Raw genomic sequence first — 13,454 nt, 5'->3', positions numbered from 1 at the left:
CTGTCCTTTACCGCTCAGCTTGGGTATCATTGCCGCATACAGTCCAATGACATCGCTCAATGTTCACACTCAGTGACACACAGACAAGAGCGCCCAATCCAATAGGTATTCCATGCAACAAATCGTCCTCGCCAGTGGCAATAAAGGTAAACTTGCCGAATTCGATCAAATGCTCGCCGCCTATGGCGTAAAAGTGCTGCCACAAAGCCAATTTAACGTTAGCGAAGTGGCCGAAACGGGCACCACCTTTGTCGAAAACGCCATTATCAAAGCCAGACATGCGGCGCAAATTACTGGACTTGCCGCCATTGCCGATGACTCGGGATTAGAAGTCGATTTACTCCAAGGCGCACCGGGGATCTACTCTGCGCGCTATGCGGGGGAAAATGCCAAGGATCAAGACAATGTGTTAAAACTCTTAGACACATTAAAGGATAATCCTGCGCCGCGTACGGCCAGATTCCAATGTGTTTTAGTCTATATGCGCCATGCCAAGGACCCAACGCCCATCATTTGCCAAGCCTCGTGGGAAGGCCAAATCGATTTCGTGCAACGGGGTGACAACGGCCATGGTTACGATCCGATTTTTATTCCAGAACACCATGATTGCAGCGCAGCCCAATTGAGCAGTGACGAGAAAAATGCCTTGAGTCACCGTGGTAAAGCTTTAGTGCAACTGATTGCTGCCATGCAGGAAAAAGGCGTATTTACCGACGGGAACGCCCAATAATGTCAGTGAATGTGTCACCTCAGTTAACCCTGCCGCCGTTGAGCTTGTACATCCATATCCCTTGGTGTGTACAGAAGTGCCCTTACTGCGACTTTAACTCCCATGGGCAAAATGGCGAATTACCCCAGCAGGCCTATGTGGATGCGCTGCTAGCGGACTTACGCCAAGACTTGCACTTAGTCCAAGGCCGTAAGCTGCACACCATTTTTATTGGTGGTGGAACGCCGTCTCTGTTTGATGCCAATCAAATCAAACGGATATTGGATGGCGCCAATGCGCTAATTCCCTTTAGTGACGATATTGAAATCACCATGGAGGCCAACCCAGGCACCCTAGAGCACGATGACTTTAGTGCCTACCGCGCCGCAGGGGTCACCCGGTTATCCATTGGAGTACAGAGTTTCTCTAAGGATAAGCTCAATCTGCTGGGGCGGATCCACGATCAAAACGAAGCCCAAACCGCCGCCCAAAAAGCCAGCCAAGCGGGTTATTTAAGTTTTAACTTGGATTTGATGCACGGACTTCCGAATCAAAGTTTTGCTGAGGCCATGGCGGATATCGATACCGCTGCGGCGCTCAATCCGCCGCATTTGTCTTGGTATCAACTGACGATTGAGCCCAATACCCTGTTCCACTCAAAACCGCCGCAACTACCCGACGATGAAGATCTCTGGCAGATCTACGAACAAGGGCAACAAAAGTTAGCGGCACTCGGTTATGAGCAGTATGAAATCTCGGCCTATGCCAAACCCGGCTATCAATGCAGACATAACCTTAACTATTGGCAGTTTGGCGATTATTTAGGCATAGGCTGCGGTGCCCATGGCAAAGTGACCTTGCCCGAAGAAAATCGCATTATCCGCACGGTCAAAATCAAACACCCTAAGGGTTATTTAGCTGCCGACAACTATCACTTCGAGCAGAGTGAGGTCGCCGAAGAAGATCGCGCCCTCGAATACTTGATGAATCGTCTGCGCTTAATGACGCCTATTCCTAAGCAAGAGTTTGAAGACAGAACTGGTTTACACCGAGATACGTTGAAAGAGGGAATGGAAAAGGCCAAACAACGGGGTTTACTGACCGAATCGGCTGAACATTGGCAATTAACCAGTAAAGGTCACATGTTTGTGAACGATTTACTGACGCAATTTTGTTAATTCACTAATTAAATTCCCCATATAAATAATGTGTTAGCCTAGGATTCTCGATGAAGGACCTTTTATGGCTAACACATTTTCTAACATTTATATTCATACATTTTTCCCCTGCTTCTTTAGAATTGCCTGAACATTGTTAAGGAACCGACATTCCGCAGCTAATTTAGGAATAAACTACCTCATAGAATCTACCGAGTAATTTGAGTAGTTGTGTTTGGTGATCTTGAAGTCCAGTGATGAACCTTTGGCCGTTAATCTCTAGCGTATCTATGCCTTCGAATTGCAAGAAGACCCAACGTGCCGTCGGTCTGGAGGTCGTCTTGTTCTTTACCATACTTGGGAAGAACGCTTCGGTTTGTGCGAGTTGTTCTCTGATTTTGTGTTCTAAACTAGCGTAAACAAGCAAGCTCAACGTCATTATCATTAGCAACGCTTCAATGCGCTCAGGCTTTTTCAAGAAGATGGAAGAGGTTAAAAACTCAGGGCTTTTTAGAAAACGGAAGCCGCGCTCGACTTTTTGTTGCGATTTGTAATGTGCTAGAAGAGCCGCCATGGTGAGTGCTTCATTGTCGGTGTCATTCGTCGCGAGGATAAACATGCCTACTTTGAGCTTAGCCAGTTTTACTTTTTCTAGGTCGGTGAAGGGGGCGGCTTCGATAAAGTATTGGTATCCTGTCGGTGCTTCATCTGTCTTTGGGCGGCCCGAATGAGAGTAAGTCGGCTGTTTGATGAGAGTGCCTTGTTCAAACCCAAGTAAGTCACATTGTTTCTTGAAATCGTTAAACGCTAATTCTGCGTCAACTTCACAAGCGAATGGTTTTTTACTTAGCTTTTCCAACGCTTTGATTTCTTTTGCTATGTTTTTCTCTAAGTTCTTGAAGAAAGTGATTTCTTCCCGCTTGGTGGCCTGTTCACTGTGAACGAGCAACCAACGTTGATTGACCTTTCCGTAATCCGAGTCTATCCAACATCCTGAGTAGCCATGACCGATAGTGCTTAATTGCTCTGGCTCTAGCGCAAGTAGTGCTTGTTTTGCGAGCTTGATGGTCATGGGGACACGGGTAATGAATTTTTGATTTTGCTCATCTAGCGAGGAGATGCTTTCTTCGGTGTACAAAGCGGCATCAGCGATAAAGTAACGACTATTTTGCGCGGCTTTTAGGCAATGTATGTGTCTTTTAGTGACTTCAGCGAATGCCTTGGCATCATTGGTGTTACCACTCAGTGCTTGCATGTAAACAGGAATACCTGCTTGGTTTTCACAGATGAGTTCAAGCACGACTTGGTTAAGCTCTGGCCTATGATCCCGACTATAACCTCTTACAAGCTTAATCACGTTGGTGTTTTCATCTTGTGCATACTCACCATCAACGTGGAAGCTAGTGATATCAAGATGAACAGAATCGGTCGTCAAGCCCAGTTTATCAACAACACGCTCAGCAATAACCTGATAGAGCGCTGAGACATCGGCTTCGTATAGAGCATCTAATGTGCGGCCTAGTACATCATCAGTCAGGTGGTGTGCTTCAATGTCTTTGGCGAGTAGCTTAGATACAGGCTTGGTCTTAAAAAAGTCCGAGAACATGTGCAGTGTTCTGCTATGAAAGCCAAGTCCATTTAGGAGCATGGCCAATACCGCGTCACCATGAGAAACATTGTGGTCAGAATATTTTGGGATAACGGCATCTATCATCCGTGGCAGGCCAATTTCGTGACAAAAGGCGGCAATGAGACCAAGGTGATCTAAGCGTTTAATAACAGGATGGGTAGACATATTTTGAGACCGTCAAATAGCAGTAATAGATCAAAACTGTCGATCGCGGTCAAGATGGTGTCGTAGTTTTTATGAAAAGCTGATCGCCAGATCACACTATTTAAATTCTGGAATTAGCTGCGGAATGACGGAAGGAAGCCTGATCATGCCAATAAAAACGAACATCAGCTTAGTCGCATTTACTCTCTCCGCCCTGCTTGCACTGCCTTCTCATGCGGTGCCTACCTTAAGTGACTCACAAAATGTGGCCAGTACCAGTGTTGCCGCCCAAAGCGAGTCAGAAAAAGCCAACGCCTTGTTTGAAACCATCTTCATGGAAAACATCATGGCAAGCCCCATTGCGCAAACCTATATGGGCATTAAGCAAGACTATGATAAGTGGGACGATATTGGCGATGAGGCGGATGCCCGTGAGTTGGCGCGAACCAAGAAACAGCTAGCCGAAGTGAATCAACTGGATGCGAGTAAGCTTGATCCACAAACTCGCCTAAGCCTGACGTTACTCACTCAAAACCTTAATAACGATATCAAAGACTATCAGTGGCGCTACCATAACTACCCAGTGAATCAGATGCATGGTGGCCACTCGATGATAGCCTCCTTCCTGATTAATCAACACCAGATCACCGATGTCAGCGATGCTAAGGCCTATATCAGCCGCTTAAATGGCGTGCCCAAACGCTTAAGCCAACTGCAACAGGCGCTCGAGATCCGCGCAGATAAAGGCATTATTGCCCCTAAATTTGTGTTCGGCTACGTGATTTCTGACAGCCAAAACATCATTAAAGGCGCCCCCTTTGATAAAGGCGAAGACAGTGCGTTGTTGGCGGATTTTCGCAAAAAAGTGAATGCGCTCAGCATCTCTGAAACAGAAAAAAACCAACTGATTGCCGACGCTGAAAAAGCACTAGTCTCGCAAGTTGAGCCTGCATACCAGACGCTTATCGCCTATATCAAAACCTTAGAAGCCAAGGCCGATACCCGCGATGGGGTTTGGAAACTCCCCGACGGCGAGGCGTTTTATAACAATGCACTTGCGCGTACGACCACTACCCACATGACGGCGGATGAAATCCATCAACTTGGTCTTGCCGAAGTGGAACGCATCCATAATGAAATGCGCGCCATTATGAAAAAGGTGAATTTTAACGGCACCTTGCAAGAGTTCTTCACCTTTATGCGCGATGATCCGCAGTTCTATTATCCAAATACCGCCGAAGGCAAGGCGGCATATTTAGCCGATGCAACCAAGCTTATCGATAATATGCGCTCACGCTTGGATGAAGTCTTTAAGGTTAAGCCTAAAGCAGCCATGATAGTCAAACAGGTTGAAGCCTTTAGGGAAAAATCCGCTGGTAAAGCCTTCTATGAACAACCGGCGCCCGATGGCTCTCGCCCTGGTAGCTACTATGCCAACCTCTACGATATGAAAGCCATGCCTAAATACCAGATGGAAGCACTGGCTTACCACGAAGGGATCCCTGGCCATCATATGCAAATCGCTATCTCACAGGAGCTAAAGGATATTCCTAAGTTCCGTAAGTTCGGTGGCTATACCGCCTATATCGAAGGTTGGGGGCTCTACAGTGAGTCTTTCCCGAAGGAGATGGGCTTATATGCTGACCCTTACTCCGATTTTGGTCGACTGGCGATGGAGTTATGGCGAGCTTGTCGTTTAGTGGTCGATACAGGGATCCACGCCAAGAAATGGACCCGCGAACAAGGGATAGCTTATTACGTCGATAATACCCCTAACGCAAAATCCGATGCGAAGAAAATGGTAGAGCGTCATATTGTTATGCCATCTCAAGCCACAGCCTATAAAGTTGGGATGATTAAGTTACTCGAACTGAGACACAAGGCGGAAAAACAACTGGGTGATAAATTTGATATCCGGGATTTCCATACTTTAGTCTTGGCTAACGGGGCACTGCCTTTGGATGTGCTAGAAGAGCAAGTCGATCAATGGATTGCCAGCGTCAATAAAGCCTAAGCATAAAACCTTGGGAGGCTAACGCTAGCCTCCCTTGAACGCCGTTGCGAATAACATCGTTAAATCGCAGCCAATAAAAAAGCCACTATCAAGTGGCTTTTTTATTGGATTTATCACCGGCTTGGTCATAAAACCCTATCTCACTGTGGGTCACTATATTTAATGTATTAAGCATAAGCACTTAACACTCGGTGTGACTTTAGGGTACAGAGAGACAAAACTCGTTTTCCGCACTCAACCACCAGAAAAAAATTACCTCAGCCTAATGAGCTGAGGTAAACCAAAAACTAGGATGATGGTTTAAAAGCCAACATTGTTTTAGTTCGCAAACTTCTGCTGGCTGTGATCCGAAACTGCATTGCTGCCAACCTGTACGCTGATATCGAAAGGGGTCATTTCCGATAAAAGTGTAGGACTCAGGTCATTCCGAATCATCTGGCATCCATTGTATTCATTTAAGAACAGACTTCAATACACCCACTAAAAAGCTGTTTTAGAAAACCCTAAAAAACCAAACTAAAATACAAACCAAAAATCACATAACAAATTGATTTTAATAGAATCTAAAAACTACCAAACTCGCTCAAAACGCATTGAACGCATTTTAAGAACAATGTTTCCAAAATTACTGACGTTCACTGAAGAGTTCCGCATAGGGAATATCCCAATAAGGCGGATTACCAATGTGGTCTTTAATAAACTCAATGAAGGCACTCACCTTAGGCGCTAAGTGTTTACGGCGTGGATAAACGGCCTGTAGCGGTAAATGATGAGTCAGTTGCCAATCCCTCAGCAGCGGCACTAAGGTGCCCTTAGCGATTTCATCTTCCATCAAGTAACTGGCAAGATAGACAACCCCTAAGCCACTGATCGCAGCTGATTTTAAAGCGGGAGCGTTATCCACTCTAAAGTTACCAGAGACACCTATCTCACAGTAATCATCGCCCTTTTTAAACTGCCACATGCTGTGCTCATGCCACTCACCTTGATACACCAAGCAGTTATGGTCGACTAATTGCTCTGGACGCGACGGTTCACCATGTTTAGCAATATAATCAGGCGAGGCAACGAGTAGGAACTGACACTTCATCAAAGGGCGCGCCACCATACCCAAGGGAAGCTGCTCAGACATAGTTAACAATAGGTCTAAACCTTCGCTGACTACATCCACCTTATGATCTAATAAGCTGACTTGCAGCTCGAGTTCAGGGTGTTTGGCCATAAATGATGGCAGCGCGGGAATAATATGCATAGCACCAAAGGACTGGGAAATCCCCACCTTTAACACGCCGCGGGTGGCATCGTTTAAGTTATGCACGCTAGCAATGGCCTGTTCGGCATCGCGAAGCAACTCTTCACCTTGCAGATATAACAAATGTCCAGCTTCAGTCAGACTTAAGCTTCGAGTGGTACGCTGGATCAGTTGAACACCGAGTCTATGTTCGAGATCGGCTACCTGCGTACTGACCTTAGATTTAGAGATCCCAAGCCTTCTTGCGGCGGCACTAAAACTACCAGCTCTGGCCACATGAGTAAAAATCGCAATAGGTTCTAACAGTTCTAACATGGAAAGTCGCCTTAAGCAGTTTCGACAGTGATATTAACTTTCGGAATAGCATAGGAATGCAGCACAAATGCCTTGAAGCATCCCTCAATGCCTTAATATCTCACAGCAATTGGGTTCGTTGTAGAGATTTAGCCCGAAAAAGTCCGCTAAAGTAGAGTGTTCTATCTGACTGAATTGCCAGCTTTTCATTATATTTTAAGAGTATACCAAACATTAGTCTTTAGAATGTAATATTCCATAGTAAATAGCCGCAAGCAATTAGATTAATATCATTCCGCTTGGCTAAAATGAATCAAGAAAAAGCCCCAGACACTTAACGTACTGGGGCTTTTTCATTTATATCACTGTATTTATGGTGTCAGTTAGGTCGAGATTACCTGACTCCAACTAGTGTTGGTTTTAAGCTACTCTGCAGATCACTATTCACGTAATTCATGGTGAGTGTTTTGCGTCAACACATAGGGGGCTAACTCTGGCACTTCTTTACGCAGTTGATTCTCAAGCACCAGCAGGTTTTCAAAACGGTCACATAAACGGTCGGCTTTCGCTTCAATCCCCTTAGATTGGGATTCAATTTGCTGCTCAATATCATCGCCCAATCTATCCATTTTTTGTGAGAATGCGTCCATCTTAGCTTCGAAGGACTCACCGTCGCCCGCAAGGATTTGGCTGCCGATATTCATCATTAGAGTGCCAATGGAGTTTTGCACGATTTGCTCCATTTCCTTATCAAATTCGTCGTTAAAGGTGTTTTGCATCGACTCTTCAGTCGCACCAAGGTAAAAACTATCGCCCTGCTTGTAGGCTACGGTATCAACACGCTTCTGCACGCCCGCCATCATCTCATCAAATTTAGCGCCAGCCGCATCGCCCATCAGTGGTGTTAATGCCATACTTACAGCTTGAGAGGCCAGTGCAACGGCTTCGTTGACTAATTCAATGACCTCAGGAACCTGAGTCGACACCTCATCGGCATACTGGCTCACGAGCTTTTTCTGTTTGTCGGTTAAGGTTACCTGCTTGCCTTCAACGTATAACTTGTCAACCTCGATACGATACTTCTCGGTGCCCTTCTCGCTCATCACTAATTTTTTCGGTTCGACTCTCACATCATAGTTAAGGGAGACCTCACAGCGCTCATCGATTTGCGGCTCGGTTTTCGCTTGTGCTGATTGCAAACCAGAAGCGCCTAAAATAACACCCGATAATGCCACTCCGGTTAATAGTGTATTTATCTTCATTGTTGTTCATCCTTTAATCTGAGGAATTCGACTAAGCTAACGTGCTAAAAGACGAATAGCAGAAGATGTGCCAACTTTGTAACAATATGATTAGTATGAAGTTATAAAAATTAGCACCGAGAGCAGATTAGTAAATTTCACTAATATTTAGCCTAACAGTGCTAATAAAAGAGTTAAATCAGAAGATTGAACGTCCGAGACGCTGGCTGAGATGCTCAAGCATCGCCGTCCCCGCGAGGGAGTTACCTTGATTGTCTAATTCGGGTGACCAAACGCAGACCGAGAGCTCCCCGGGGATCACCGCAATAATGCCGCCGCCAACACCGCTTTTACCAGGCATACCAACACGATAGGCAAACTCACCGGCGCCGTCATACAAGCCAGAGGTTGCTAACAGGGCATTTAATTGCCGAGTCTGTACCTGCGAAATAAGCTCAGTGCCATCTAAGGTTTTACCGCGGTTGGCTAAATACAACATCGCCCGCGATAGGTCAGCGCAATTCATTTTTAAGGCGCAATAATGAAAATAAGTGCGCAGCACTGTATCGACATCGCCTTGAAAGTTACCGAAGGATTTCATCAGATAAGCGATGGCCGCATTACGAGCACTGTGCTGATATTCAGAATCAGCTACTTGCTTGTCGAAACAGACTTTATCGTTTTGACTCAGCGCCCTGACCAACTCCAACATCCGATGCTTAGGCGCCCCTAAACGGCTCTGCAATAGGTCAGCGATAACTAACGCGCCAGCATTAATAAAGGGATTGCGAGGTTTACCCCGCTCGAGTTCAACTTGGACTAACGAATTGAAGGAGTGTCCCGAGGGTTCTTTGCCGACACGGCTCCAAATTTCGGTTTCTTCATATAAAGTTAGCGCTAAGGTTAAGCTGAAAACTTTAGAAATACTCTGAATTGAAAATGGCTCAAGGTAATCGCCTGCGCCTATGGTTTCACCGTCAATTGTGGTCACAGCAATGCCCAGTTTACCAGCATCAACATTGGCGAGCGCAGGGATATAATTAGCAACCTTTCCTTGGCCGAGCAAGGGCCGAACTTTGTCGACCACTTCCTCTAATAACGCCTGTTCTGGCATTAACTCCACCAGATATCGTACAGATCGCTAACTTCAAGTTGAGTCACTTTTTGACCCGCCCAGAAAGCCTTCACTGCAGCAACATCTTCTTCGGTGCACTTACCGATAGTTTGGGTAGCAATAATACCTTCCCACTCGATATGACCACCGCCGTGGAAACCTAACTTACGGGCTTCAATGACTTCATCGATAAACTTATCGACTGTTGCATCAATATCGGCTTCAGAGACAGATGCATCGAAGGTCCAAGTAATGTCAAAACCTAACTCTTGGAATTCATCAACGCGCATTTTCTTACGTAAACGACGGCTACGATTCTTTGCCATAGTGATTTTCCCCGTTGTGTTAAAAAATAAAATCCATAAAAGATGTTAAGCGATACGCTCAAACATCAGATCCCACACGCCATGGCCGAGGCGATGACCGCGGGCTTCAAATTTAGTCAGTGGACGATGATCTGGGCGCGGCACCACGGTACCATCGGCGGATTGGTTTTTGTAACCATTGGCCGCATTCATCACTTCCAGCATATGTTCGCTGTAGTTTTCCCAGTCGGTCGCCATATGGAACACGCCGCCAATCTTCAGTTTACGGCGAATAAGCTCAGCAAACTCCGCCTGCACGATACGGCGCTTGTGGTGGCGCTTTTTATGCCACGGATCAGGGAAGAACAATTGCACGCGCGCAAGGCTGCCATCGGCGATAGCATGTTCTAACACTTCCATTGCATCATGGTGATACACGCGAAGATTAGTCACCCCAGCAGCGGCAGCGTCACTTAAGCATGAACCCACGCCAGGCTTATGGACTTCAATACCGATAAAGTTCTGTTCTGGAGCTTCTTGTGCCATTTGTACTAAAGAGGCGCCCATGCCGAAACCGATTTCCAGTACGGTATCGGCTTCGCGACCAAATACTTCGGTCAGGTTTAATGGTGTTGGGCTGTAATCTAAGCCCATTGTTGGCCACTGAGTCTCAATGGCTTGCGCTTGACCTTTAGTCAAACGACCTTCTCTTAGGACAAAGCTTCTGATCTTACGCAGATACTTGCCTTCTTCATTAAATTCAGCGGTAGTGACTTCGCTCATTTTTGCCTCGTCTCGTGGACAACACCATCTAAAAAGAAGGGCATTATCCAAAGTTCAACTTACAGTGCAAGCACTAATGGAGGCGAAGTATAACAAGATTATCCTAGAGAGCGAATCTAGGCCGATTTTTCGATGGGGTGTTACTTGTTTGCCAACCAATCTCCCGCTACACTGCGCCGATGAAATCTACAGCCTCCTTTGCTACACGTATCGTTAATTGGTACGACACCCACGGTCGTAAAACCCTCCCTTGGCAGCAAGATAAAACCCCATATCGAGTATGGGTTTCTGAGATTATGTTGCAACAAACTCAGGTAGCGACTGTAATCCCCTATTACCAGCGTTTTATGGCACGTTTCCCCGATGTGTTAGCCCTCGCTAACGCGCCGGATGATGAAGTACTGCATCATTGGACTGGGCTTGGTTATTACGCCAGAGCTCGCAATCTACATAAAGCCGCTAAGATGGTTCGCGATCTGTATCAGGGGCAATTTCCAACAGACTTTGAGCAAGTGTTAGCGCTGCCAGGTATTGGCCGCTCGACAGCAGGTGCAGTGTTATCCCTATCACTTGGGCAACATCATCCGATCCTTGATGGCAATGTTAAGCGCGTATTAGCAAGACATGGCGCGATTGCGGGCTGGCCCGGTCAAAAACCTGTGGAAGAACAACTCTGGCAATTAACCGAGCAGTTAACGCCAGAGCAGGATATTCAAAAATATAACCAAGCCATGATGGATATTGGTGCCAGTATTTGTACTCGCAGCAAACCCAATTGTGCCGCTTGCCCAGTGGCTATTGATTGCAAAGCTCAATTAATGGGAAGACAAACTGAGTTCCCCGGTAAAAAGCCTAAGAAAACTATCCCAGAGAAAGCCGCTTGGATGTTGGTTTTACTCAAAGATAACCAAGTCTTCTTGGCTAAGCGCCCTCCTGCCGGCATTTGGGGCGGACTCTGGTGCTTCCCCGAATTTAGTACTCAAGCCGCACTCAATGCAGAGCTTGAGGCCCAGGGTTATCACGCCGCACAACTCGAACCATTAATCGGTTTTAGGCATACCTTTAGCCATTTCCATTTAGATATTCAGCCCATGCTACTGAATTTAGATAGCCAAGCAAATGGCTACGACAAGCAAACCTTGGGTATGCAGAGCGTGGGCGCAGTCATGGAACAAAACCAGTCTCTCTGGTATAACATCAATCAACCTTCCAAAGTGGGACTCGCCTCCGCAACCGAGCGCGTGTTGGCCAACTTGGGATCACTCGTAGCTATTGCTAGCAACCTCGACAGTCAGTAAGGAATAATCATGGCGCGTACAGTCAATTGCGTATATTTAAACAAAGAAGCCGACGGCCTAGACTTTCAACTGTATCCAGGTGATTTAGGTAAACGTATTTTCGATAACGTCAGTAAAGAAGCTTGGGGCCTATGGCAGAAAAAGCAGACCATGCTGATCAACGAAAAGAAGCTCAACATGATGAATGTTGATGATCGTAAATTTTTGGAAGAACAAATGACCTCTTTCCTCTTCGAAGGTAAAGACGTGGAAATTGAAGGTTTTGTGCCTGAAAAGGGTCAGGAATAAGCCTAAGCGCCTATCCATAAAAGCAAAAAAGCGCCCAAAGGCGCTTTTTTATTCGCTGATAAATGCAGCTCAGTAGCGTTAAGCTTACTTACGCACGCCTTCTACCACTAAATCTAACTCAACATTGGCAGACGCTGGGCCTAAATCCATCTTGATACCGTAATCTTTCATCGCAAACGTGGTAGTACCGGTAAAACCTGCACGGTATCCGCCCCAAGGATCTTGACCTTCGCCCACAGCATGCGCTTGGATTGCCAACGGTTTAGTCACACCGTTTAGCGTGAAGTTACCTGTGATAACCATATCGCCATTGCCTTTGTCTTCAACCGAGGTCGAAACGAAAGTCGCTTCTGCAAATTTAGCAGTATTCAAAAAATCGCCACTACGGATGTGCTTATCACGCTCGGCATGGTTAGAGTCAACGCTTAAGGTGTTCACTTTAACATTCACTTTAGCTGCCGTTGGATTTTTAGCGTCGTAGCTGAAATCACCGCTGAAATCGTTAAAACGACCGACGACATAGCTATAACCTAAGTGACTTACTTTAAAGGTAATAGATGCATGAGCACCTTCGCGGTCAATTACATAATCGGCGGCAGATGCAGCCATTGGAGCCAGTAAAGACCCACCAATCAAAGCAGCTAATAGTTGTTTTTTCATTATATTATCCTCGGTTAAATTTAATCATCTTGAGTAGTGTTGAATCTTTATCGATAAAATGGTGCTTTAACGCGCCTAACGCATGCAGTAAAACCAGAGCAATCAAGCTGTAGGCGGCATATTGATGAATATCCCCCGCGATATCAGCCTGATTTTCAATCAGTGGCGTTAGGCCGGGTAACTCAAACCAGTCAAACACCATAATTCCACGGCCCTCTGCCGTCGAAATCAAAATACCTGCGGCCATAATCACTAGTAATAAGAGGTAAATCGCGCCATGGGCAATGTGGGCGCTAACCTTTTCCCATGTCTGGTGATTTTGCTCAGGAGCGGGCTTTGGATTAACCAAACGCCAAACTAAACGAAACAGGGTTACCGCCAGCAGCAAAACTCCAATGCTTTTATGCCAATGTGGCGCCGTTTTGTACCATGCACTGTAGTAGGTCAATTCCACCATCCACACACCGACGGCAAAGAGTCCAATCACCACAACCGCACTTAGCCAATGGCTGGCAATAGCAATAAGTCCATAATTCAACTTAGTATTTCTAAACATATAGCTACC

13 protein-coding genes are annotated in these 13,454 nt (G+C 46.1%); 5 read left to right on the top strand and 8 right to left on the bottom strand.

The window, feature by feature from the left end:
• Positions 1-112: 112 nt before the first annotated feature.
• Together rdgB and hemW are read left to right on the top strand one after the other, a co-directional pair.
• Positions 113-730, top strand: a complete 618-nt coding sequence (rdgB, locus tag N5E87_RS06105; protein WP_086904531.1) for an RdgB/HAM1 family non-canonical purine NTP pyrophosphatase — start codon at positions 113-115, stop codon at positions 728-730.
• Positions 730-1,887, top strand: coding sequence for a radical SAM family heme chaperone HemW (gene hemW / locus N5E87_RS06100; RefSeq protein ID WP_086904532.1), 1,158 nt, complete (start codon positions 730-732; stop codon positions 1,885-1,887). Before rdgB ends, hemW begins: the two co-directional genes overlap by 1 nt.
• A gap of 163 nt (positions 1,888-2,050) precedes the next feature.
• Here hemW and N5E87_RS06095 read toward each other — a convergent pair whose 3' ends face one another.
• Positions 2,051-3,661 (bottom strand): IS1634-like element ISSpu7 family transposase, encoded by a 1,611-nt coding sequence (locus tag N5E87_RS06095; RefSeq protein ID WP_011787758.1) that lies wholly within the window; start codon positions 3,659-3,661, stop codon positions 2,051-2,053.
• Between the two features lie 145 nt (positions 3,662-3,806).
• Between N5E87_RS06095 and N5E87_RS06090 the strand changes: the two genes are divergently transcribed.
• Positions 3,807-5,654: a DUF885 domain-containing protein gene (locus N5E87_RS06090; RefSeq protein ID WP_086904533.1), complete on the top strand. Its 1,848-nt coding sequence runs from the start codon at positions 3,807-3,809 to the stop codon at positions 5,652-5,654.
• A 625-nt stretch (positions 5,655-6,279) separates the two neighbouring features.
• On the opposite strand, the gene N5E87_RS06085 is transcribed toward N5E87_RS06090, so the two are convergent.
• The 5 genes from N5E87_RS06085 to trmB form a co-directional block, all read right to left on the bottom strand.
• Positions 6,280-7,221: a LysR family transcriptional regulator gene (locus N5E87_RS06085; RefSeq protein WP_011625622.1), complete on the bottom strand. Its 942-nt coding sequence runs from the start codon at positions 7,219-7,221 to the stop codon at positions 6,280-6,282.
• Positions 7,222-7,640: 419 nt separating this feature from the next.
• Positions 7,641-8,462, bottom strand: coding sequence for a YggN family protein (locus N5E87_RS06080; protein ID WP_011625621.1), 822 nt, complete (start codon positions 8,460-8,462; stop codon positions 7,641-7,643).
• Between the two features lie 178 nt (positions 8,463-8,640).
• Positions 8,641-9,555, bottom strand: coding sequence for a glutaminase B (glsB, locus tag N5E87_RS06075; protein WP_011621971.1), 915 nt, complete (start codon positions 9,553-9,555; stop codon positions 8,641-8,643).
• The gene (locus N5E87_RS06070; protein WP_011621970.1) at positions 9,555-9,881 is read right to left on the bottom strand and encodes a YggL family protein; all 327 of its coding nucleotides are present in this window, start codon (positions 9,879-9,881) and stop codon (positions 9,555-9,557) included. The genes glsB and N5E87_RS06070 overlap by 1 nt, the downstream gene beginning before the upstream one ends.
• A 45-nt stretch (positions 9,882-9,926) precedes the next feature.
• Entirely contained in the window at positions 9,927-10,643 is a 717-nt protein-coding gene (gene trmB, locus N5E87_RS06065; protein WP_011621969.1) for a tRNA (guanosine(46)-N7)-methyltransferase TrmB, read from the bottom strand.
• Between the two features lie 179 nt (positions 10,644-10,822).
• On the opposite strand from trmB, the gene mutY reads away from it, so the two are divergent.
• A complete protein-coding gene (gene mutY / locus N5E87_RS06060; RefSeq protein WP_011716273.1) occupies positions 10,823-11,941 on the top strand; it encodes an A/G-specific adenine glycosylase in 1,119 nt (372 codons plus the stop codon).
• Positions 11,942-11,950: 9 nt separating this feature from the next.
• Positions 11,951-12,229 carry an oxidative damage protection protein gene (locus tag N5E87_RS06055; protein ID WP_011621967.1) on the top strand — a complete coding sequence of 93 codons (279 nt, stop codon included), beginning with the start codon at positions 11,951-11,953 and terminating at the stop codon, positions 12,227-12,229.
• Between the two features lie 84 nt (positions 12,230-12,313).
• Here N5E87_RS06055 and N5E87_RS06050 read toward each other — a convergent pair whose 3' ends face one another.
• Together N5E87_RS06050 and N5E87_RS06045 are read right to left on the bottom strand one after the other, a co-directional pair.
• Positions 12,314-12,889 carry a YceI family protein gene (locus tag N5E87_RS06050; RefSeq protein WP_011716272.1) on the bottom strand — a complete coding sequence of 192 codons (576 nt, stop codon included), beginning with the start codon at positions 12,887-12,889 and terminating at the stop codon, positions 12,314-12,316.
• A gap of 4 nt (positions 12,890-12,893) precedes the next feature.
• A complete protein-coding gene (locus N5E87_RS06045) occupies positions 12,894-13,445 on the bottom strand; it encodes a cytochrome b (RefSeq protein ID WP_011716271.1) in 552 nt (183 codons plus the stop codon).
• Between the last annotated feature and the right edge of the window lie 9 nt (positions 13,446-13,454).

Source organism: Shewanella sp. GD03713, from assembly GCF_029843705.1.
Lineage (GTDB): Bacteria > Pseudomonadota > Gammaproteobacteria > Enterobacterales > Shewanellaceae > Shewanella.
Note: the sequence above shows the minus strand (reverse complement) of the source record. Positions and strands in the feature narration are given on the sequence as shown.

What these genes read in the sequence shown, in the direction of transcription:
- rdgB (WP_086904531.1), top strand. Translation starts at nt 113, where the DNA reads ATGCAACAAATCGTCCTCGCCAGTGGCAATAAAGGTAAACTTGCCGAA.
- hemW (WP_086904532.1), top strand. Translation starts at nt 730, where the DNA reads ATGTCAGTGAATGTGTCACCTCAGTTAACCCTGCCGCCGTTGAGCTTG.
- N5E87_RS06095 (WP_011787758.1), bottom strand. Translation starts at nt 3,661, where the DNA reads ATGTCTACCCATCCTGTTATTAAACGCTTAGATCACCTTGGTCTCATT.
- N5E87_RS06090 (WP_086904533.1), top strand. Translation starts at nt 3,807, where the DNA reads ATGCCAATAAAAACGAACATCAGCTTAGTCGCATTTACTCTCTCCGCC.
- N5E87_RS06085 (WP_011625622.1), bottom strand. Translation starts at nt 7,221, where the DNA reads ATGTTAGAACTGTTAGAACCTATTGCGATTTTTACTCATGTGGCCAGA.
- N5E87_RS06080 (WP_011625621.1), bottom strand. Translation starts at nt 8,462, where the DNA reads ATGAAGATAAATACACTATTAACCGGAGTGGCATTATCGGGTGTTATT.
- glsB (WP_011621971.1), bottom strand. Translation starts at nt 9,555, where the DNA reads ATGCCAGAACAGGCGTTATTAGAGGAAGTGGTCGACAAAGTTCGGCCC.
- N5E87_RS06070 (WP_011621970.1), bottom strand. Translation starts at nt 9,881, where the DNA reads ATGGCAAAGAATCGTAGCCGTCGTTTACGTAAGAAAATGCGCGTTGAT.
- trmB (WP_011621969.1), bottom strand. Translation starts at nt 10,643, where the DNA reads ATGAGCGAAGTCACTACCGCTGAATTTAATGAAGAAGGCAAGTATCTG.
- mutY (WP_011716273.1), top strand. Translation starts at nt 10,823, where the DNA reads ATGAAATCTACAGCCTCCTTTGCTACACGTATCGTTAATTGGTACGAC.
- N5E87_RS06055 (WP_011621967.1), top strand. Translation starts at nt 11,951, where the DNA reads ATGGCGCGTACAGTCAATTGCGTATATTTAAACAAAGAAGCCGACGGC.
- N5E87_RS06050 (WP_011716272.1), bottom strand. Translation starts at nt 12,889, where the DNA reads ATGAAAAAACAACTATTAGCTGCTTTGATTGGTGGGTCTTTACTGGCT.
- N5E87_RS06045 (WP_011716271.1), bottom strand. Translation starts at nt 13,445, where the DNA reads ATGTTTAGAAATACTAAGTTGAATTATGGACTTATTGCTATTGCCAGC.